A 19,649-nucleotide genomic window follows, 5' to 3' on the forward strand; every position below is an offset into this window, starting at 1 on the left:
TCAACCCTGGTCGGCGGCGAGCAGACTCGCCTGATGCTCGGTCACCAGCGGGTCGATCACCTCGTCGAGCGCCTCGCCGGTGAGGATTTCCGGTAGCTTGTAGAGGGTCAGGTTGATGCGGTGGTCGGTCACCCGGCCCTGGCCGAAATTGTAGGTCCGGATGCGTTCGGACCGATCGCCGGAGCCGACCTGGCTCTTGCGGGACTCGGCCCGCGCGGCGGCCGCCCGCTCGCGCTCCGCCTCGTAGATGCGTGCCCGCACCAGCTTCATGGCCTTGGCCTTGTTCTGGTGCTGGGAGCGCTCGTCCTGCATGGCGACCACCACGCCGGTCGGGATGTGGGTGATCCGGACCGCGCTCTCGGTCTTGTTGACATGCTGGCCGCCGGCCCCGGAGGCGCGGAAATAGTCGATGCGCAGATCGGCGTCGTTGATCTCGACGTCGACATCCTCGGCCTCCGGCAGCACCGCGACGGTGGCCGCGGAGGTATGGATGCGGCCGCTCGATTCGGTCGCCGGGACGCGCTGGACGCGATGCACGCCCGATTCGAACTTCAGCCGCGCGAACACGCCCCGGCCGGTGATCGAGGCGACGATCTCCTTGTAGCCGCCCATTTCGCCTTCGCTCGCCGAAAGCACCTCGACCTTCCAGCCGTGCAGGGCGGCATGGCGCTCATACATGCGGAAGAGATCGCCGGCGAAGAGCGCCGCCTCGTCGCCGCCGGTGCCGGCGCGCACCTCCAGGATCGCGCTCATCTCGTCGGCCGCGTCCTTGGGCAGGAGCAGCACGGCGACCTCCCGCTCCAGGGCCTCGACGGCCGCCGCCGCATCCGCCCGCTCGGCCTCCGCCATAGCGCGCATCTCGGGGTCGGTGTCCGGGTCGGCGATCAGCTCGTCGATGCCCGCGCGCTCGGCCTCCGCGGCGATCAGCGCGCGCACCTTGGCGACGACCGGCTGGAGTTCGGCATAGTCCTTGGCAAGCTGGACATAGCTGTCGGAATCCGTCCCGCCCGCCATGCGGGCTTCCAGGACGGCGAAGCGGTCGAGCAACTGATCGAGTTTGTCGCGAGGGAGCATGTCTGGCCGGGAACGGGAACACGGGGCGCGGGCGAGCGGGCGGATGGGCAGGAAGGCCCGCTAGACCGGGATGCCCTGTTCCTCCGAATAGCCGCGCAGGAAATGGCGCAGATCGCCGGGCGGGCGGCCCGGTTCCAGCCGGCTCAGGAAGCGCGCCCTCAGGCGCGACAGATCGGATTCCAGCACCATGGCCTTGACCGGGCCGATCGAGGCCGGCGCCATCGAAATCGAACGGTAGCCGAGCGCCAGCAGGGCGAGCGCCTCAAGCGGCCGCCCGGCCAGTTCGCCGCACAGCGTGATCGGCACGTGATGCTCGGCCGCCTTGTCGGCGATGATCTTCAGCATGCGCAGGAAGGGCAGCGACAAGGGATCGTAGCGCGAGGCGACACGGGTATTGCCGCGGTCCGACGCCATGGTGAACTGCATCAGGTCGTTGGAACCGACCGAGGCGAAATGCACGACGCGGAACAGTTCGTCGAGTTGGAAGACCAGCGACGGCACCTCGATCATGACGCCGAGCTTCACGGACGCCGGCAGAGCATGGCCGTGGCGCTTGAGGAAGGTCTTCTCGCGCTCGACCATGGCCTGCGCCCGCAGGAACTCGCCGACCTCGGTGACCATCGGGAACATCAGGCGCAGTTCGCGATCGCCGGCCGCCTTGAGGAGCGCGCGGATCTGGGTGCGCAGCAGGCCCGGCCGGTCGAGGCCGAGGCGGATCGCACGCCAGCCCATGGCCGGGTTCTCCTCCTCCTCGAGCGCCCGCACATAGGGCAGCACCTTGTCGCCGCCGATATCGAGCGAGCGGAAGGTGACCGGCCGGTCGCCGGCGGCGACCAGCACCTGACGGTAGAGCTGCTCCTGCTCGCTCATCTTCGGGAACGAGGAGGCGACCATGAACTGCAGCTCGGTGCGGAACAGGCCGATGCCGGCCGCCCCGGATTCGTCGAGATGTGGCAGGTCGACCAGGAGGCCGGCATTGAGCAGCATCTGGACGTCGGTGCCGTCCTTGGTCATCGCCGGCCGCGAGCGCAGCCGCCGGTACTGCGCCTGCCGGCGGGCGCGGAAGCGCACCTTCTCGGCATAGGCATGCTCGACATCGGCCGGCGGGCGCAGATGCACCAGCCCGGCTTCGCCGTCGACGATCATGGCGTCGCCGACCTCGACCAGCGAGACCACCCCGCTCAGCTGGCCGACCACCGCAATGCCGAGCGCGCGCGCCACGATGGCGACATGGCTGGTGGTGGCGCCCTCCTCCAGCACGACGCCGCGCAGGCGCTCGCGGTCGTAGTCGAACAGCTCGGCCGCACCCATGCTGCGCGCGACGACGATCGCGTCCTTGGGCAGGATGCCGGCGGTCGGTCCGTGCGGCCGGCCCATCAGTTCCCGCAGCAGCCGGTTGGCGAGTGCGTCGAAATCGTGCAGACGGTCGCGCAGATAGGGGTCGGTCTGGCGCAGCATGCGCGCGCGGGTGTCCGACTGGACCTTCTCGACGGCGGCCTCGGCGGTCAGGCCGTTGCGCACGGCCTCCTCCATCTTGCGCACCCAGCCGCGGTCGTAGGCGAACATCCGATAGGCTTCGAGCACGTCGAGATGCTCGCCGGGCGTCGCCACCTCGGAGCGCGAGATCAGGTCGTCGACCGAGATGCGCAGCTTCTCGATGGCGGCTTCCAGCCGGGCCAGTTCCCGGTTCGGATCGTCGGCGATCAGCGCGGAGACGACCACGCGCGGCTCGTGCAGCACGGCATGGCCGAGCGCGACGCCGTCGCACAGGCCGACGCCTTCGAGCTGCATCGGCCGGCGCAGGTCGAGCGCGCCGCCGGAAACCCGGGCGAGCGGTTCGAGGCCGCCGGCCGCGATCATCTCGGCGATGATCATCGAGATGGTCTGGAGGGCTTCGACCTCCTCGTCCATGTAGGTCCGGTGGGACTTGTTCTGGACGACGAGCACGCCGAGAGTCCGGCCGGCACGCAGGATCGGCACGCCCAGGAAGGCGTTGTACATCTCCTCGCCGGTCTCGGGCTTGTAGGCGAAGGCCGGATGGACCTGCGCGTTGGCGAGGTTGAGGAAGCGGGCCTCGGCGGCGATCAGGCCGACCAGGCCTTCGCCGACCTTGAGGGCGGTATGGTGCACCGCCTCGCGCTTCAGGCCGACGGTGGCGTAGAGCTCCAGCGTCTCGTCGGCGCGCAGCACATAGACCGAGCAGACCTCGGCCACCATGTTGTTGGCGATCTGCTCGACGATCTTGTCGAGACGCTCCTGCGCGCTGATGGGCTCAGCCATCACCTCGCGCAGGCGGCGGAGCAGCACGCGCGGCGCCGCGAGGGACCCTCGCATCGTCAGCTCCCTCCCTGATCTCGTGGCGAGGCCGCCCGACCGGACGGTCCCCCGGCGCGGATCACGCTCCGCGCCTCTGCCTCAATGCTTATCGAGACCGTAGACGGAATGCAAAGTCCGAACGGCCAGTTCGGCATAGGCTGCGTCGATCAGCACAGAGATCTTGATCTCGGAGGTGGTGATCGCGCGGATGTTGATGCCCTTGGAGGCGAGCGCCTGGAAGCACTGGGCGGCGACGCCGGCATGGCTGCGCATGCCGATGCCGATCACCGACACCTTCACCACGTCGCCCGAACTCTGCACGTTGGTGGCGCCGATCTTGGCCATGGCGGCATCGAGCACCGCCCGCGCGCGGTCGTGATCGGCGTTCGGCACCGTGAAGGTGATGTCGGTGGTCGAGCCGTCGGCGGAGGTGTTCTGCACGATCATGTCGACATTGATGCCCGCATCGGCGAGCGGACCGAACACGGCGGCCGCAACGCCCGGCTTGTCGGCAACGTTCCTGAGCGAGACCTGCGCCTCGTCCTTGGAATAGGCGATGCCGGTGACGACTTGGGTTTCCACGATCTCATCCTCGTCGCAAATCAGGGTGCCGGGGGGATTGCCGTTCTGGTCGACGCCGACCGCCGCGGGGTCGTCGAAGCTCGACCGGACGAAGGTGCGGACCTTCTTGACCATGGCCAGTTCGACCGAGCGCACCTGCAGCACCTTGGCGCCGAGGGAGGCCATTTCGAGCATCTCCTCGAAGGCGATCTTTTCGAGGCGGCGGGCCTTCGGCACCATGCGCGGGTCGGTCGTATAGACGCCGTCCACGTCGGTGTAGATGTCGCAGCGATCGGCCTTGATGGCGGCGGCGATCGCCACCGCGGAGGTGTCGGAGCCGCCGCGGCCGAGCGTGGCGATGCGGTTGTCGGGCGCGATGCCCTGGAAGCCGGCGATCACGGCCACCTGGCCGCCGGCGATGCGGCTGGTCAGGAATTCGCCGTCGATCTCCATGATCCGCGCCGCGCCGTGCTGACGGTCGGTCTTCAGCGGGATCTGCCAGCCCTGCCAGGAGCGCGCCTCGATGCCCATGTCCTGCAGCACGATGGCGAGCAGGCCGGAGGTGACCTGTTCGCCCGACGCCACCACCGCATCGTATTCGCGCGCATCGTGCAGCGCGGAGGCTTCCTTGCAGTAGGCGACCAGCTGATTGGTCACGCCGGACATGGCGGAGACCACCACGGCCACCTGATGGCCGGCATCGACCTCGCGTTTGACATGCCGCGCCACGTTCCGGATGCGCTCGATATTGGCGACGGACGTGCCGCCGAACTTCATCACCAGACGGGCCATGGGGAGGTCACTTCGCGAAGATCGGAACCGGATACGCTGTCGGACGGCGTCCGTGGCGCGGCGATGCTGATACAGGAGCCGCCCGGGCGGCGCAACATGCGGGGCAACCCGCCCTCATCCGGGCTGCAACGTCATCCGGGCTGGAACGGCGTGCACCCGCCCGGCTACAGTGCGCGCCGTGCGGTTCGGGGACATCGGGGGGATTCGGTGCGGTTTCGTCTGGTCCGGTCGGCCCTGAACCTCTTCGCCCCGGCCCCGGACAAGCCCGACCGCAAGGCGGCGAAGCGCGCGGCCCGGGAAGCCGCGGCGGCGGCCAATGCGCCGATCGTCGCCGCGACGCCGGTCCTTCGCGACATGTTCGACATGGCGCCGCACTATCTGCCCTGCGACGAGCCCTTCCCGCTGTTCAACACGGCCGCCATAGGCACCCGGACCGGCTTCCTGATGCTGGCCCGCAGTTGCAACACCCTGTGCCTGAACGACGGGACCTACATCCATCCGGAGCCGTCGCAGCGGACCAGCGTCAACGTCCTGTTCGAAACCGACCGCGAGGGACAGGTCGCAAACCGGCAGCGGCTCGACGACTCCCTGCTTCAGGCGGCTCCGGAGGCCGGCGCGATCGAAGACATCCGCCTCTTCGCCTGGCGCGGCGCGATCTGGGGCCTGGGTGCCCGGGTCCGTTGGCTGGATGCGACGCGGTACCGGGCCGAGCAGGTCCTGGTCCGGATCGAAGCCGGCCGGATCGTGGAGTTCCATCCGATCCCGTCCCCCGGCGGCGCGCGGATCGAAAAGAACTGGGTGCCGCTCGTCGCCGACGACGATCTGTTCCTGGCCCAGAGCCTGGCGCCGCTCTGCCTGCATCGCTTCGAGGGCGGCCGCATCGTCGCCCACAAGGGCACCGCGCCCGCCGGGCGGGAGTTCCCCGTCCGGGGCGGCACGCCGTTCATTCCCTTCCGCGGCCACTATCTGAGCCTGGCCCACCAGGCGCCACGGCGCGCCAACGGGAAGATCTACTACCTGCATCAGTTCGTGCTTCTCGACGATCGGCTCGACCTGGTCGAGATGAGCGATCCCTTCTTCATCCAGCGCCGCGGCATCGAGTTCGCCTGCGGCCTGCAGCCGCTCGACGCGGAGGCGCTGCTGCTGACCTACGGCGTCTCCGACCGGCGCGCCGCGCATGTCCGCCTGCCGATCCGGGCGATCGAGCGCTTCTGCGTGATCTGACCGGCGTCCCACGGCCGTGGCGGTTCGGCGGCGGAGCGCGCCGCGGTCGGGTCCGCCGTCTGCGACAAGCGCCTTGACCCCGGCCGCTTGCGGACTACCCTCCCGGCCGAGCCGAAAGGACAGACCATGAGCGCAGCGCCCGCCTCCACCGTCGACGATGCCGAGATCCGCCGCTTCTCGGCGATGGCCGCCGAGTGGTGGAATCCTGCCGGCAAGTTCCGACCGCTGCACAAGTTCAACCCGGTCCGGCTCGGCTACATCAAGCAGGAGGTCTCGGCCCGCTTCGGGCGCGACGCCCAGGCGCCGGACGCCTTCGCGGGGCTGAGCCTGCTCGACATCGGCTGCGGCGGCGGCCTGCTCTCCGAGCCGATGGCCCGGCTCGGCGCTTCGGTCGTCGGCGCGGACGCGTCGGAGACCAATATCGAGGTCGCCCGGCTGCATGCCGCGGAGGCCGGGCTCGCCATCGACTACCGGGCGACCACCGCCGAGGATCTCGCGGCCTCCGGCGCGACCTTCGATGTCGTGCTGGCCATGGAGATCGTCGAACACGTCGCCGATGTCGGGCTGTTCGTCAGCACCGTGGCCGGCATGGTCCGACCCGGCGGCCTGCTCATCATGGCGACGCTGAACCGGACCCTGAAATCCTACGCGCTGGCCATCGTCGGCGCCGAATATGTGCTGCGCTGGCTGCCGCGCGGCACCCACGACTGGCGCAAGTTCCTGACCCCCGCCGAGCTTTCCCGTCACATCGAGGCGTCCGGCCTGACGGTGATCGACCGTGTCGGCGTGGTCTACGACCCCCTGCGCGACCGCTGGTCCCGCAACGCCCGCGACCTCGACGTGAACTACATGCTGCTGGCGCAGCGGGGGTGAGCACGCTCAGCCGCAGCGGACAAGTGTTAACTTGACATTAACCGGGAAGCCACTATCTCTGGTTTCAGGCTATGCCTAGGAGGTCTCCGCTTTGGAGGCTGGCTGAAGGGTCTCGGAAACGAGGCCCTTTTTGCTGTCTGAATCGAAGCATGAATATTTGATGCCGAGATGAGAAATCTTCTCTGGCCCAAGACTTTGGTCGATCAGTTTGCGGCAATTTCGTAGCTCTCGGGCCGGGAAATAGTGCGGATCGTACCGCCGGCGACAGATCGGATAAAGATAGAGGTCCGCGATCTGCATCAATGGCGAAGACTTGCGCTTGAATTTGAGATCCAACAGCCGGTAGGCCAGCTCGTTCACCGCCAGCGGCTGGTAGTGGCTTGAGTTCATCTTGCCGAAAGGCATTCCCTCTGTCCGCAAATGCTTGAAATAGGTCCGGATCAGCCGATCTGACCGCGGATCGCTTTCCTCGACGAAGATATTGACGCGGCGATCGTGCAGTGCCGCGAATTTTGCGACCCTCTCGCAAAGGACCGAGAAGGCGGTCTTGCACAGGTCCCATCTCTGCCGCCCATAACGCTCGAAGTATCGCGCCCTGTAGCCCGGACGATCGATGACACAGGCATGGCCGAGCACCGGCATCGCCAGAAGCGTGTCGGTAAGATCCTGGTAGAATTCCTGGACACGCTCCGACGGCGCGGACTTCAGCCACGCAAATTCGGCATTCCGGTGCCTGATCTTGACCGAATGCAACGGTACCGTGATCGCCCAGCGGGCACAGAAGGCTTGATGGAGTTGCCTGGCCTCCACCTCGTCGTCCGCCTTCAACAGAACGCCGCCCAAGGCGAACCAGTCGCCCTTGTGGGCTTCGACCAGCACTCGATCAGGATGACGGGTGCCGGAATCGTCCACATAGAGGTTGAAGAGGGAACGTGAGGTTGAGTCGATCATCGGTTGAGTGAACGCGCTCAACGTCCGGTCGACAATGCACATTCCACGTCACAACGGGGAATTCCCCGGGATTGCGGTGGGGCTGCAGACGAAGGCCGCCCCTGTTATACCGACGGTCATGGAATGATCGTCGGTATTCGATACGCGAATTTCTCATGCCTCTGACGCAAATGAGAAATTCGCGTTCCTTCAACGGCCCGATGCGTCAGCATCCTGGGCCGTTGGTATTAGGGCCCCAATCGCGCGAAAGGCATGAGAACGGCCGGCTCGGGCGGGGCTAGGTTCGCGATCGAGCCGGTGCTCCGGCAAGCGTGATCGGCGGACTTGTCGATGCGGCAGGCGGTTTCGGCATTGCGATCGACGATCGCATGCCCGGTCACCGCGAGGTCTACCGGCTGGGCACCGAAGACGCCGGCAAAACTGACCATGCCGCGTTCGACCAGCCCGACGGTCACCGTCCGGCCGTCCCTGGAGACGGTGATGCTGGGCGTGAGATCCGGGCGGGCGGCGAAGACCGTCCTGGCGGCATCGGCCTGGGCGGCGGCGACACGCGCCTCGGGCGAATGCGAGCGATCGGTGGCGAGCGTCCGGGCCGCCACCAGCGACGCGGTGTCCGCGACATCCTGCAAGGCGAACCGCTGCGCCTGCCAGACCGCCTTGTCGACCACGTATCCCGACAGCCCGATGATGAGCGGCGCGCACAGCGCGAAGGTGGTCACGACATTGCCGCCCCGATGCCGCACCAGGCGGGCGACAGGGCGGATCGGCGGTTGGACGCTTCGGCATTTCCGCATGGCGCATATCCGTTGTTCTGACGGGTACCGTGCCACCGAAGTTCAAAGCAGTTCTTACCGATATCGGCGCAAGTCTAATATGTTAAAATGTGACGTCGTCGACAGGATGAGCGACAAGAGACGCTCGCAAAAACGATCAAATGCTGCCTAAACGCTTTGATCCCGCAATCGCCCGGCTCGAGGCCGGTGGCCGGCGCGGCCGGATCGCCGGCAGATGCGGCCGGCCCGGGCACGGCCCAAAAAGACACCCCGCAACCATACGGGTGCGGGGCGTTGTCGGAAGCAACGCTTGCGGGCCGGTGGCGGCCATCACGGGCCTCCGCCCGAAACCGGTCAGGCCGTCATGGTGCCCGAGGCGTTCAGGGCGCCGTGGCAATGCTTGTATTTCTTGCCGGAACCGCACGGACAGGCGGCATTGCGGCTGACATTCGTCCAGGTCGAGGGATCGTTCGGGTCGATGCCGACCGCCTGGGGTGCGGCCGCCGCCGGCGCCAGCGCCTGGCCGTAGCCACCCTCGAACTCGTCGCGACCGGTTGCCGCGTCGACGTGATGCACCTGCATCGGCGGCAGGCTCGGCTGCTGGAAGGCCGAAGGCTCCTGCTGGACGATCTCGACCCGCATCAGCTGCCCGGTCACGGCCCGGCGCAGGCCGTTGAGCATGGCCTCGAACAGCGTGAAGGCCTCGGTCTTGTATTCGTTCAGCGGATCGCGCTGGGCATAGCCGCGGAAGCCGATCACCTGGCGCAGATGGTCGAGCGTGACCAGGTGCTCGCGCCACAGATGATCGAGCGTCTGCAGCAGCACGGCCTTCTCGACATAGGCCATCATGCCCTCGCCGAAGCGCTCGAGCTTGTCGGCCATGACCGCGTCGGCCGCCTTGGTCAGGCGGTCCTGCACCTCCTCGTCGGCGATGCCCTCTTCCTTGGCCCAGTCCTCGATCGGCAGATCGAGGCCGAGATGCTCCTGCACCTCGGCCTTCAGGCCGGCCACATCCCACTGTTCCGCATAGGCATTCTCGGGAATGTGCTTGCGCACCAGATCGGCGATCACGTCATGCCGCATGCCGTCGGTGGTCTCGCGGACCGACTCGCCCTGCATCAGCTCGACGCGCTGGTCGAACACGACCCGGCGCTGGTCGTTCATGACGTTGTCGAACTTGAGCAGGTTCTTGCGGATGTCGAAGTTGCGCGCCTCGACCTTCTGCTGGGCCTTTTCGAGCGCCTTGTTGATCCAGGGATGGATGATCGCCTCGTCTTCCTTGAGGCCGAGCTTCTGCAGCATCCCGTCCATGCGGTCGGTGCCGAAGATGCGCATCAGGTCGTCCTGCAGCGACAGGAAGAACTTGGAATGACCCGGATCGCCCTGGCGGCCGGAGCGGCCGCGCAGCTGGTTGTCGATGCGCCGGCTCTCGTGGCGCTCGGTGCCGAGCACGAACAGGCCGCCGGCCTTCAGCGCCTGGTCCTTGAGCCGCGACACGTCGGCCTTGATGCGCTCGACCGCGGCGTCCCGTTCCGGACCCTCGGCCATGTCCTTCAATTCGTAGCGCACGCGCATGTCGACGTTGCCGCCGAGCTGGATGTCGGTGCCGCGGCCGGCCATGTTGGTCGCGATCGTGATCGCGCCCGGGATGCCGGCTTCGGCGACGATCGCCGCTTCCTGCTCGTGGTAGCGGGCGTTGAGAACCGTGAACACCCGCTCGGTGGTCGACTTCTGATCGCCGTCATAGAGATCGCGGAAGGCGGCCGGATCGGTCGGGTCGGCCTGGCGGAAACCGGCCTTGACCAGCAGATGGGCGAGCAGTTCGGACTTCTCGATCGAGGTGGTGCCGACCAGGATCGGCTGGCCGCGCCCCTTGCATTCCTCGATCAGGCGGATGATCGCCCGGTACTTCTCCTCGTTGGTCCGATAGACCTCGTCGTCGTCGTCGATGCGCTGGACCGGCAGGTTGGTCGGGATGTCGATCACTTCCAGACGGTAGATGTCCATGAACTCGTCCGCCTCGGTCATGGCCGTGCCGGTCATGCCGCCGAGCTTCTCGTACATGCGGAAGTAGTTCTGGAAGGTGATCGAAGCCAGCGTCTGGTTCTCGGGCTGGATCTTGACGTGTTCCTTGGCCTCCAGCGCCTGGTGCAGGCCTTCCGAATAGCGCCGGCCGGGCATCATGCGGCCGGTGAACTCGTCGATGATCACGACCTCGTCGTTCTTGACGATATAGTCCTTGTCGCGCTGGAACAGCGAATGGGCGCGCAGCGCCTGATTGACGTGATGGACGACGGTCACGTTCTCGACGTCGAACAGGTTCTCGCCCTTGAGCAGGCCGGCCTCGGCCAGCGTCCGCTCCAGCTTCTCCATGCCGGCCTCGGTGAAGGAGGCGGTGCGCTGCTTCTCGTCAATCTCGTAGTCTTCCTTGGCGGTCAGCCGCGGAATGAAGGCGTCGATGGTGTTGTAGAGCTCGGAGCGGTCGTCGAGCGGGCCGGAGATGATCAGCGGCGTGCGCGCCTCGTCGACCAGGATCGAGTCGACCTCGTCGACGATCGCATAGTGATGGCCGCGCTGGACCATCTGGCCGACCTCGTACTTCATGTTGTCGCGCAGATAGTCGAAGCCGAGCTCGTTGTTGGTGCCGTAAGTGACGTCGCAGGCATAGGCGGTCTTGCGCTGCTCGTCGTCGAGACCATGCACGATCACGCCGACGGTCAGGCCGAGGAAGCGGTAGACCCGGCCCATCCATTCGGCGTCGCGCGAGGCGAGATAGTCGTTGACGGTGACGACATGCACGCCCTTGCCGGTCAGGGCATTGAGATAGACCGGCACCAGGAGATCGTCGAGCTTGGTGCCGGCGGCCAGATCCGCGCGGAACTTGTCCGTGCGAGCCCGGAGCTCGTCGTCGGTCAGCAGCGCGAGCTCGGCCTCAAGGGCATTGATGGCCTCGACCCGCGGTCGATAGGCCTTCACCTTGCGATCGTTGGCGGAGCCGAACAGCTTCTTGGCGAGATTTCCGAGCCCGAACATGGAGGGCTTTCCTGACTGTCGGTCCGCGACGCCGCCGGAACGCCTGATCGGCTCCGTCCGGCGCGACCGGAAGATTTCATGGAAATGCGACCGAGGGAAAACGCGCGTGTCCGGAACAGCCCTCGTGCCGTCGACCGGCCCTCGCGACTCTGCGCGAGCCGGCGAGACTGGCCGCGACAGCCCGTCGCAAGACGAGCCGAAACCCGGCGCCACGGGGGGCCGCGGCAGAGATAAGTGGGGGCCTCCCTGTTGTCAACGTCACGGCTTTGCACCAATGTGCCGGCCCGAATTCACGGCCCCGCCGCAATCGGTCCCTATCGGGGCGAAGAAACCATCGAAGGATAGTTCCGATGATCAAAGCGTCACGTATCGCGGTCCTGGCCGCCCTTCTGGCCTCGGCGGCCGTGATCGGGTCGGCCGGATGGGCGCCCGCCGCGGCCGCGGAGGACAAGAAGATCGCGACCGTCGACGGCAAGGCGATCACCGAGTCTGATCTCGCCGCCGTGATGGCCGAGATGTCGCAGCAATTCGCGCAGTTGCCGGAGCCCGCCCGCCGGCGCGCCGCGCTCGACCGCCTGATCGACATCCAGATCCTCGCCGGCCAGGCCGACAAGGACGGGCTCGGCGCCTCGGACGAATTCAAGAAGCGGCTGGAGAACCTGCGCCAGCGCCTGCTGATCAACGAATTCGTGAAGATCAAGGTCGACGGTTCCGTCACTGACGCAGATGTGAAGGCGGCCTACGACAAGTATGTCGGCGGCACCACCCCGCCGGAGGAGACCCGCGCCCGCCACATCCTGGTCAAGACCAAGGAAGAGGCCGACGCGATCATCGCCGACATCGCCAAGGGCGGCGATTTCGCCAAGATCGCGACCGAAAAGTCGCAGGATCCGGGTTCGGCCAAGGAAGGCGGCGATCTCGGCTATTTCGGCGCCGGCGAAATGGTCGCCGAGTTCGACAAGGCCGTGCAGGAGCTGAAGCCGGGCGAGTTCACCAAAGCCCCGGTGAAGACCCAGTTCGGCTTCCATGTCATCCGCGTCGAGGACAAGCGCAAGCAGAAGGTGCCGGGCCTCGACGAGGTCAAGGACCAGCTCCGCCAGCAGGTCGTCCAGGAGAAGTTCTCCGAGGCGCTCACCGAGCTGAAGAAGGCCGCCAAGGTCGACATCGACGAGGCCGCTCTCGGCGCGAAGAAGTGATCTGACCGCCCGATTGCGAACCTATCCGGCCGGCGTCGCGGACACCCCCGCGGCGCCGGCTTTGTTTTGACCGGCCCGGCGCTGGGGTCAGAACCGCGTGCGCGCCTTCAGGGCCGCCGCCAGGGTGCCGTCGTCGAGATAGTCGAGTTCCCCGCCGACCGGCACGCCATGGGCCAGCCGGGTCACGGTCACGTCGATCCCGTCGGCCCTGAGGCCGGCGATCTCGCCGGTGATGTAGTGCGCGGTGGTCTGGCCCTCGACGGTGGCGTTGACGGCCAGGATGACCTCGCCGACGCGGCCCGACCGGCAGCGTTCGATCAGGCTGCGGATGTTCAGGTCGTCCGGACCGATGCCGTCGAGCGGCGACATCACCCCGCCGAGCACGTGATAGCGCGCCGCCATCGCGCCGGCGCGTTCCAGCGCCCAGAGATCGGAGACGTCCTCGACCACCACGATGGTGCTGTCGTCGCGGCGCGGATCGCGGCAGATCGAGCAGGGATCGACGGTGTCGACATTGCCGCAGACGGTGCAGACGCCGACCTTTTCGTTGACCTCCGTGCAGGCGCGCGCCAGCGGCGCCAGCAGGGCTTCCTTGCGCTTCACGAGCGTCAGGGCGGCGCGGCGCGCCGAACGCGGGCCGAGCCCGGGCAGCTTGCCGAGCAGCTGGATCAGACGCTCGATCTCCGGCCCGGCGATGGATTTCGACATGGAATGGGCCTCGTCGGCGGGGAGCCGCAAGTCCTCCCCGGAAATTTCCAGATTGCCTAGACTTTGAACGATCCGTGCAAGTCGGGATTCACGGATGCCGTCCAACGATCCGCCGCAAGACAGGGGCGAGGACCGGCATGACCAGCGTGGACAAGGCGCAGCGGAAGCATTTCATCGATCTCGGCGGCAACACGCGTCTCGATCGCCAGGCCTCCGAGACGCGCAAGGACGACAAGGAGAAAGTCGTCGAGAAGGAGGTCGCCAAGGCCCCGATCACCTCCGGCCTCGGCCGCGTGCTCGACCGCACCGTCTGACCGCCCGAAGGCTCCGCGCCGCGCCGCCGTTCGAGCCGGCCGGCGCCAGCGGACCGGGCCGCCGTCAGAACGGCAGCTTGAAGCCGGCCGGCAGGCCGAGGCCGCCGGTCAGTTCGGCCATCTTGGCGGCGATCGCCGCTTCCGCCTTGGCGTGCGCGTCGCGATGCGCCGCGACGATCAGATCCTCAAGAATCTCCGCATCTTCCGGCTTCAGCAGCGACGGGTCGATCTTGACCGAACGCATCTCGCCCTTGCCGGACACCGTGACGGTGACGAGGCCCGCACCGGAGGCGCCGGACACCTCGATCGTGGCCAGTTCATCCTGCAGGCCCGCCATCCGCGCCTGCATGTCCTTGGCCTGCTTCATCATCTTCAGGAAGTCCATCGGAACTCCTCGGGTTGGGGTTGTTGCGTCGGTGCGGGTCGGCCGGGGCCGACGGTCAATCGTCGGGCGCCCAGCCCGGATCGTCCATGTCGACCGGCGCGACATAGGCGTCCGCCGGCAGGTCCTCCGACCCGGCCGGCAGGATCGGCGCGCCCGACGCCGCGGCGGCCTCTTCTTCGGCCGTCTTGTGGACGCGCACGTCGACGATCATGGCGCCGGGGAAGCGCTTCAGCACGGCGGCGACCAGCGGATCGGCGCGGGCGTCGGTGACCAGCCGGTTGCGGGCCGCCTCCCGCTCCTCGGCGACCGTCGCCCCGCCGGTCTCGCGCGAGATGGCGATCATCCAGCGCCGGCCGGTCCAGTCGCCGAGCTTGCGGCCCAGTTCCTGGGCCAGATCCTTCGGCGCCTCGGGTGTCGGCGAGAACTCGATCCGCCCATCCTCGATGCGCACCGGCCGCATCTGCCGCTCGATGGCGAGCTTCAATCGGATATCGCGCTTCTCGGCGGCGAGTGCAGCGATATCCTCGAGACTGTTGAGCGGCCGCATGTCGCCGGCCGGCGCCGCGGCAACCGGGGCTGGGGCTGGGGCCGGCGACGGCTGTGCGGCGGGTGCGCGCGGCTCCTCCCACGGGGCCGCCGGGGACGGGACCGCGGAGGCCATCGCGCCTGACGAGGCGACCAGCCGGGGGGCAGCGCGCGGCTCGCCCGATGCGCTCGGAACCCCCGTCAGGGCACCGCCGCCAGGCCCTTGCGATCCTGCGGCCATGCGGGCCGGACCACCGCCCGTCCCGCCGCCACCCTGTCCCGACGCACCGCCGCCGGACGGCCCTGCGCCCGGGCCGCCCGCATCGCGCAGCAGCTTCAACGCTTCGTCCGGCGTCGGCAGGTCGGCCGCATAGGCGAGCCGGACGATCACCATCTCGGCCGCCGCCAGGGGCTTCGGCGCGGCCTTGACCTCGTCGAAGCCCTTCAGCAGCATCTGCCAGGCGCGCCCGAGCACGCGCAGCGACAAGCCCTCGGCATAGTCGCGGCCGCGCGTCACCTCGGCCTCGGTCGCCGCGCCGTCCTCGGCCGCGCCCGGCACCAGCTTCAGCCGGGTGACGAAATGGGTGAATTCGGCCAGATCGGCGATCACCGTCGCCGGGTCGGCGCCGACCGCATATTGCGCCTCCAGTTCCTGGAGCGCCGCCGCCACCTCGCCGCGCATGACCTGACCGAACAGGTCGATCACCCGGGTGCGGTCGGCGAGGCCGAGCATCTCGCGGATCTGGTCGGCGGTGATCTGCCCCTCGCCATGGGCGATGGCCTGGTCGAGCAGCGAAAGGCTGTCGCGCACCGAGCCTTCCGCGGCGCGGGCGACGAGGCGCAGCGCCTCGTCCTCGATCCCGACCTGTTCGGCCTCGGCGATCCGGCGCAGATGGGCGGTCAGCACGCCGGCCTCGATGCGGCGCAGGTCGAAGCGCTGGCAGCGCGACAGGATGGTCACCGGCACCTTGCGGATCTCGGTGGTCGCGAAGATGAACTTCACATGCTCGGGCGGCTCCTCCAGGGTCTTCAGGAGACCGTTGAAGGCCGCGTTGGACAGCATGTGGACCTCGTCCACGATGTAGACCTTCATCCGCGCCGTGGCCGGCTTGTAGCGCACGGCCTCGATGATCTCGCGGATGTCCTCGATGCCGGTATGCGAGGCGGCGTCCATCTCCATCACGTCGACATGCCGGCCCTCCATGATGGCCTGGCAGTGCACGCCCGGCTCCGGCATGTGGATGGTCGGCTTCTCGATCCGGCCCGGGATCTCGTAGTTGAGCGCGCGGGCCAGGATGCGGGCGGTGGTGGTCTTGCCGACCCCGCGCACGCCGGTCAGCATGTAGGCCTGCGCGATGCGGCCGATCTCGAAGGCGTTGGAGAGCGTGCGCACCATCGGCTCCTGGCCGATCAAGTCGTCGAAGCTCTGCGGACGATACTTGCGGGCGAGCACCCGGTAGGCGCCGGACTTCGCGGCGCCCGGCTTCGCGGCATCGGTCGGCCCGGCGGTCTCGGGCAGGCTGTCGGTCGGGAAGAGACCGTCCATGCGGCACCCGCGCGTTCAGCGGAACCGGCGCTCGGCCGGTTCCGGCCGGCCGCCGCTCGGCGGGCGACCCAAATCGTGGCGACCTCGAATCGAGGAGGTGGGAGGCCGGACGATGACCCGTGCCCGACCCGCCTTGGCTGCTTCCTTCCGGACCTGACCAGATCGACGAGTGGCGACGTCCACCGCCGACCTCCCGGGGTCCTCATATCATGGATTGACCGGCGACTTGCAAGGGCTACATCTCGACCCGGCCGCTCCCTTGCGATCGGCCGCCCCGCCATCCACAGAACCGGCCTTCCGCGACAGGCCCGGCAGCCAGCCCGACAGGACCCGCCATGACCGGCTTCACGCTCGATCCCCGCCTCGATGCCGACACGCTGCCGATCTGCGACCTGCCGCTCTCCTCCGTGCGCCTGCTGATCGATGCCAACTATCCCTGGGTGGTGCTGGTGCCGCGCCAGCCGGACCTAGTCGAGATCGTCGACCTGTCCCGCCACGACCAGGGCTGGCTGTGGGACGAGATCGCCCGGGTCTCCACCGCCCTGCGGACGATCACCGGCTGCGACAAGCTCAACGTCGCCGCCCTCGGCAATGTCGTCGCCCAGCTCCATGTCCATGTCATCGCCCGCTTCCGGACCGATCCGGCCTGGCCGGCGCCGGTCTGGGGCAAGGTCGAGCGCCGCCCCTACGATCCGGCCGCGCGCGATCGCCTGATCGCCGAATTGCGCGCCGCGTTGGCCTGACGGCCGCCAGCGCCGGGCGCCGCCACAAAGGGCCCCGCAAACCGGCCGCTTCCGGAAACCCCTTGCCCTTTCGATCCCCGCGCTTGCCACCGATCCCCTGAACCGCCCCCCACGAGGCCTCCATGCCGTTTCCGTTTTTCGCCGACGAGCCCTCCGCCCGGGTCGGTTTCGCCGGCAACCGTCTCGACCGCCTCTCGGAGAAGCGCGGCGATGCGGACTGGTTCGCCCGCCAGCTGGCGGTGCCGGATGCCCGCTTCATCCTCTATGCCGGCGACCGACCGGTCGTGTCCTTGCGCGATGCGGGCCGTCTGACCGCCACCCATGACCGGGTCGTCGCCGACAGGCTCGGCGCCGATCTCGCCGCCCCGATCCTGCTCGGCTTCGATACCGGGTCCGACCTCGCCACCGACCTGCCCGGCGCGACACCGTGGTTCGCCGCCGAAACCCGGCTGCCGCCCGAGGCGATCGAGGCCGAAGAGCGCGAGGGCGGCCCGTTCAAGCTGATCGACCTGCGCTCGCTGGCCATGCAAGGGGTCTTGCCGGCCCACGAGATGGGGGCGATCGCGCAGGCCCGCTCGCTGCTCGGCTGGCACGAATCGCACCGCTTCTGCTCGCGCTGCGGCCAGCCTTCGCGGCCCGCCGCCGCCGGCTACCGGCGCGACTGCCCGGCCTGCGGGGCGCAGCATTTCCCGCGCACCGATCCGGTCGCGATCATGATGGTCACCGACGGCGAGAACTGCCTGCTCGGCCGGCAGGCGCGCTTCGCCCCCGGCATGTATTCCTGCCTCGCCGGCTTCATCGAGCCGGGCGAGACGATCGAGGCCGCCGTGCGCCGGGAGACCTGGGAGGAGGCCGGCATCGAGGTCGGCCGGGTCACCTACCATGCCAGCCAGCCCTGGCCGATGGTCTCCACCCTGATGATCGGCTGCCTCGCCGAGGCGGTCACCACCGAGATCCGCCGCGACGAGGAGGAGCTGGAGGATTGCCGCTGGTTCTCCCGCGCCGAGACCCGCGCCATGCTCGACCGCACCCATCCGGACGGCCTCTTCGCCGCCAACCCCTACGCCATCGCCTGGCACCTGGTCCGGGCCTGGGCGGGTGCGTGACCGGGGCCGGGGGCCAGGGCCAGGGCCAGGGCCAGGGCCAGGGCCAGGGCCAGCGGGCGATCCCTAGCCAACCCGGCGTCAACATCTTGTCATTTGCCGACATCGCGATGCGTGCCTAGCCTTGCGTCACCGGGACAAGAACGAAACACCCGGTCCGAGCGGGGCCAGGCCTGCCGTGGAGCCGACGATCGCGCAGACCGGCAGCCGCCGGATGGCGCAGCGTCGAGCTCCGTGTCTTTGGGGGCAGGCGGGTCGATCGTGGCCGGCGTCATGACCCCGCGGACGACGCGGCCCGTCCCTCTCGTGCATGCCATGGAGGGAAGCATGAAGGGCATCGCGTTCATCGCAGCCGCTGCCATCGCGGCGACGGTCACATTCGCCGGCACCGCTCCGGCGGCGGCCCAGTCGGGCAATCTGTCGTTTTTCGTCACCAGCACGGGCGCCGGCAAGGGCGCCGATCTCGGCGGTCTGGAGGGGGCCGACAAGCATTGTCAGGCGCTCGCGGCAGCGGTCGGGGCGGGCGCCAAGACCTGGCGCGCCTATCTGTCGACGCAAGGCGCCGGCGCCGTCAACGCGCGCGACCGGATCGGCAAGGGTCCCTGGGTCAACGCCAAGGGCGAGGTGATCGCCAAGAGCGTCGAAGACCTGCATGGCAGCGCCAACGGCATCACCAAGGCGACCGCGCTGACCGAGAAGGGGACGGTGGTCAACGGCCGCGGCGACACGCCGAACACCCATGACGTGCTGACCGGCACGCAGCCCGACGGGACCGCCTTCGCGGCCGGCGAGGATCGCACCTGCGGCAACTGGACCAAGAGCGGCGCCGACGGCATCGCCACGGTCGGCCACTCTGACCGCACCGGGCTCGACGAGTCGGCGGCGGCCAAGAGCTGGAACTCGTCGCACAATTCGCGCGGCGGCTGCAGCCAGGACGCCCTGAAGAGCACCGGCGGCGCCGGCCTGTTCTACTGCTTCGCGGCCAATTGAGGCCGGCGGCCCGGCCCGCCGGAGCGGACCGGGCCCTTTCAAACGACGCAGCTTGCGCGCGGCCGACAGCGGCCTGAAAAATCCGCGTAAGGAAGCCCGACGGTCATCGCGCAGGGCCGTCGGTCCCGGGCGGACGGCCGGGCGCGGTCGCGCCGGCGAGCGATCGGCGATGCGCGACCGGCGTCTCCCGCGTCAGCCGGCCAGCGCCGTGACCACCACCTCGATCAGCGCGCCGCCGCCGAGATCGGCGACCCCGACGGTCGCCCGGGTCGGCAGGTCGTCGCCGAAGGTCTCGGTCCAGACGGCGTCCATCTCCTTCTTCTTCGACAGATCCGTGACGAAAATCGAGGCGGAGACGACGCGCGTCATGTCGGTGCCGGCCTCCTTCAGATAGCCGGCGATCTTGCCCAGGATGTTGCGGGTCTGCTCGCCCATCGACAGGCTGGTGTCGTCCGCGATCGTGCCGCCGACGAAGACGAAGCCGTTGGCGACGACGGCGCGGTGCATGATCGGCGTGCGGATGGTGCGGGTGATGGTCATGA

General features: G+C 68.4%; 17 protein-coding genes and 1 other RNA gene. 7 read left to right on the forward strand and 11 right to left on the reverse strand.

Going from position 1 to position 19,649, the window contains the following annotated elements:
- From prfA to ABB55_RS12865, 3 genes are all read right to left on the reverse strand, one after another.
- Window positions 1-1,074 (reverse strand): peptide chain release factor 1, encoded by a 1,074-nt coding sequence (prfA, locus tag ABB55_RS12855; protein ID WP_054359160.1) that lies wholly within the window; start codon window positions 1,072-1,074, stop codon window positions 1-3.
- A gap of 60 nt (window positions 1,075-1,134) precedes the next feature.
- On the reverse strand, window positions 1,135-3,408 hold the full coding sequence (gene ptsP / locus ABB55_RS12860) for a phosphoenolpyruvate--protein phosphotransferase (RefSeq protein WP_054359161.1): 2,274 nt from the start codon (window positions 3,406-3,408) through the stop codon (window positions 1,135-1,137).
- 81 nt (window positions 3,409-3,489) lie between these two features.
- Window positions 3,490-4,743 (reverse strand): aspartate kinase, encoded by a 1,254-nt coding sequence (locus tag ABB55_RS12865; protein WP_054359162.1) that lies wholly within the window; start codon window positions 4,741-4,743, stop codon window positions 3,490-3,492.
- Window positions 4,744-4,950: 207 nt separating this feature from the next.
- On the opposite strand from ABB55_RS12865, the gene ABB55_RS12870 reads away from it, so the two are divergent.
- Together ABB55_RS12870 and ubiG are read left to right on the forward strand one after the other, a co-directional pair.
- A complete protein-coding gene (locus ABB55_RS12870) occupies window positions 4,951-5,967 on the forward strand; it encodes a hypothetical protein (RefSeq protein WP_054359163.1) in 1,017 nt (338 codons plus the stop codon).
- 126 nt (window positions 5,968-6,093) lie between these two features.
- The gene (gene ubiG, locus ABB55_RS12875) at window positions 6,094-6,840 is read left to right on the forward strand and encodes a bifunctional 2-polyprenyl-6-hydroxyphenol methylase/3-demethylubiquinol 3-O-methyltransferase UbiG (protein ID WP_054359164.1); all 747 of its coding nucleotides are present in this window, start codon (window positions 6,094-6,096) and stop codon (window positions 6,838-6,840) included.
- Between the two features lie 75 nt (window positions 6,841-6,915).
- Here ubiG and ABB55_RS12880 read toward each other — a convergent pair whose 3' ends face one another.
- The 3 genes from ABB55_RS12880 to secA all read right to left on the reverse strand — a co-directional run bounded on the left by ABB55_RS12880 (window position 6,916) and on the right by secA (window position 11,597).
- A complete protein-coding gene (locus ABB55_RS12880) occupies window positions 6,916-7,833 on the reverse strand; it encodes a DUF3800 domain-containing protein (protein WP_083463579.1) in 918 nt (305 codons plus the stop codon).
- Between the two features lie 185 nt (window positions 7,834-8,018).
- Entirely contained in the window at window positions 8,019-8,510 is a 492-nt protein-coding gene (locus tag ABB55_RS12885) for a pilus assembly protein TadG-related protein (RefSeq protein WP_160321224.1), read from the reverse strand.
- 408 nt (window positions 8,511-8,918) lie between these two features.
- Entirely contained in the window at window positions 8,919-11,597 is a 2,679-nt protein-coding gene (gene secA, locus ABB55_RS12890; RefSeq protein ID WP_054359167.1) for a preprotein translocase subunit SecA, read from the reverse strand.
- A 350-nt stretch (window positions 11,598-11,947) separates the two neighbouring features.
- On the opposite strand from secA, the gene ABB55_RS12895 reads away from it, so the two are divergent.
- Entirely contained in the window at window positions 11,948-12,793 is an 846-nt protein-coding gene (locus ABB55_RS12895; RefSeq protein ID WP_054359168.1) for a peptidylprolyl isomerase, read from the forward strand.
- A gap of 87 nt (window positions 12,794-12,880) precedes the next feature.
- Here ABB55_RS12895 and recR read toward each other — a convergent pair whose 3' ends face one another.
- The gene (gene recR, locus ABB55_RS12900) at window positions 12,881-13,501 is read right to left on the reverse strand and encodes a recombination mediator RecR (RefSeq protein ID WP_054362029.1); all 621 of its coding nucleotides are present in this window, start codon (window positions 13,499-13,501) and stop codon (window positions 12,881-12,883) included.
- Window positions 13,502-13,638: 137 nt separating this feature from the next.
- Here recR and ABB55_RS30340 point away from each other — a divergent pair, with 137 nt between their 5' ends.
- Window positions 13,639-13,815, forward strand: coding sequence for a hypothetical protein (locus ABB55_RS30340; protein WP_160321225.1), 177 nt, complete (start codon window positions 13,639-13,641; stop codon window positions 13,813-13,815).
- Between the two features lie 64 nt (window positions 13,816-13,879).
- Here the strand turns inward: ABB55_RS30340 and ABB55_RS12905 are convergent, their stop codons facing one another.
- The 3 genes from ABB55_RS12905 to ffs form a co-directional block, all read right to left on the reverse strand.
- Window positions 13,880-14,200 carry a YbaB/EbfC family nucleoid-associated protein gene (locus tag ABB55_RS12905; RefSeq protein WP_054359169.1) on the reverse strand — a complete coding sequence of 107 codons (321 nt, stop codon included), beginning with the start codon at window positions 14,198-14,200 and terminating at the stop codon, window positions 13,880-13,882.
- 55 nt (window positions 14,201-14,255) lie between these two features.
- Window positions 14,256-16,271, reverse strand: a complete 2,016-nt coding sequence (locus ABB55_RS12910) for a DNA polymerase III subunit gamma/tau (RefSeq protein ID WP_083463580.1) — start codon at window positions 16,269-16,271, stop codon at window positions 14,256-14,258.
- A gap of 96 nt (window positions 16,272-16,367) precedes the next feature.
- An RNA gene (gene ffs / locus ABB55_RS28910) (signal recognition particle sRNA small type) lies at window positions 16,368-16,466 on the reverse strand.
- Window positions 16,467-16,606: 140 nt separating this feature from the next.
- Here ffs and ABB55_RS12915 point away from each other — a divergent pair.
- The 3 genes from ABB55_RS12915 to ABB55_RS12925 all read left to right on the forward strand — a co-directional run bounded on the left by ABB55_RS12915 (window position 16,607) and on the right by ABB55_RS12925 (window position 19,107).
- Window positions 16,607-17,014 carry an HIT domain-containing protein gene (locus ABB55_RS12915; protein WP_054359170.1) on the forward strand — a complete coding sequence of 136 codons (408 nt, stop codon included), beginning with the start codon at window positions 16,607-16,609 and terminating at the stop codon, window positions 17,012-17,014.
- A 122-nt stretch (window positions 17,015-17,136) separates the two neighbouring features.
- Window positions 17,137-18,120 (forward strand): NAD(+) diphosphatase, encoded by a 984-nt coding sequence (gene nudC, locus ABB55_RS12920; protein ID WP_054359171.1) that lies wholly within the window; start codon window positions 17,137-17,139, stop codon window positions 18,118-18,120.
- A 324-nt stretch (window positions 18,121-18,444) separates the two neighbouring features.
- Entirely contained in the window at window positions 18,445-19,107 is a 663-nt protein-coding gene (locus ABB55_RS12925; RefSeq protein WP_054359172.1) for a hypothetical protein, read from the forward strand.
- 192 nt (window positions 19,108-19,299) lie between these two features.
- On the opposite strand, the gene ABB55_RS12930 is transcribed toward ABB55_RS12925, so the two are convergent.
- Entirely contained in the window at window positions 19,300-19,647 is a 348-nt protein-coding gene (locus ABB55_RS12930) for a RidA family protein (protein ID WP_054359173.1), read from the reverse strand.
- Window positions 19,648-19,649: the final 2 nt, after the last annotated feature.

It is taken from the genome of Prosthecodimorpha hirschii, assembly GCF_001305515.1.
Lineage (GTDB): Bacteria > Pseudomonadota > Alphaproteobacteria > Rhizobiales > Ancalomicrobiaceae > Prosthecodimorpha > Prosthecodimorpha hirschii.